The sequence below is a fragment of the Rhizobacter sp. P2_H2 genome (assembly GCF_056403375.1).
The window spans coordinates 1-1,227 of sequence record NZ_JBFUFP010001358.1; the positions used below are offsets into that span (position 1 = coordinate 1).

1 protein-coding gene and 1 tRNA gene are annotated in these 1,227 nt (G+C 64.5%); both read left to right on the forward strand.

What is annotated here, in order from left to right; translation table 11 throughout:
• A partial coding sequence (gltX, locus tag AC1D15_RS33075) for a glutamate--tRNA ligase (protein WP_477829399.1) occupies positions 1–1,000 on the forward strand: 1,000 nt, incomplete at its 5' end.
• A 101-nt stretch (positions 1,001–1,101) separates the two neighbouring features.
• Positions 1,102–1,177 (forward strand) — tRNA-Ala (locus AC1D15_RS33080).
• The last annotated feature ends 50 nt before the right edge of the window (positions 1,178–1,227 follow it).

The following is a 1,227-nucleotide window of genomic DNA, read 5'->3' on the forward strand; positions in this document are numbered from 1 at the left end:
CGGCAAGACGCTGCCGACGCCGCCCGCCGGCGTGGAGGCGGTGATCCGTTTCGCGAACCCGCACGACGGCATCGTCAGCTGGGACGACCTGGTCAAGGGCCCGATCAGCATCGCGAACAAGGAGATCGACGACCTGATCATCATGCGGGCCGACGGTGTGCCGACCTACAACTTCGCGGTGGTCGTCGACGACTGGGACATGGCCATCAGCCATGTGTTCCGCGGCGACGAGCATGTGAACAACACGCCGTGGCAGATCAACATCTTCAACGCGCTGAAGGCGCCGCTGCCGCTGTTCGGCCATGTGCCGGTGATCCTCGGCGATGACGGGCAGAAGCTGTCGAAGCGGCGTGGGGCGGTCAGCGTGACCGCGTACGAGGAGAACGGCTTCCTGCCCGAGGCGATGCTGAACTACCTGGCGCGCCTCGGCTGGAGCCACGGCGATGAAGAGCTGTTCACGCGCGAGCAGCTGGTGTCGTGGTTCGACGGCAGCCACCTGTCGAAGAGCCCGGCGCAGTGGGATGCGGCGAAGCTCGCGTGGGTCAACGCGCACTACCTGAAGACGATCGACGAGCGGCGCCTGGCCGCGCTGGTCGTGGCGCAGTTCGCGCGCCGCGGCATCAGCGTGTCGGAAGACGAAGCGGCGGCGCGCTGCGGCCTGTTCAAGGACCGCTGCTCGACGACGGTGGAGCTGGCCGACTGGCTGCAGATGTATTTCGCCGACGTGGCGCCGAGTGCCGAAGACCTCGCGACGCACGTGACCGATGCGGTGAAGCCGGCGCTCGCGACCTTGCGCGAGAAGCTCGCCGCGAGCGAGTGGAGCAAGCCCGCGATCGCGGCCGCGATCAAGGAGACGCTGGGTGCACACGGCCTCAAGATGCCGCAGCTCGCGCATGCCGTTCGCGTGCTGGTGTGCGGTCGTGCGCAGACGCCGTCGGTCGATGCGGTGCTCGAGCTCTTTGCGCGTGAAAAAGTTTTGAGCCGCTTGCAGAGGGCCTGAAAAATCTGCCTATAATCGTGGTCTTCGCTACTGAGAACAGCGCAGCGCCAGAAGGAAGGCTGAAAGGTCAACCCGATGGTCACCAGAATTCAAGGATTCTTGGGGGTATAGCTCAGCTGGGAGAGCGCTTGCATGGCATGCAAGAGGTCAGCGGTTCGATCCCGCTTACCTCCACCAAGACTCCAAAGTCTTGGGGCGCGTTGTTCAGAGTCGTGAAGAGTGAAAGT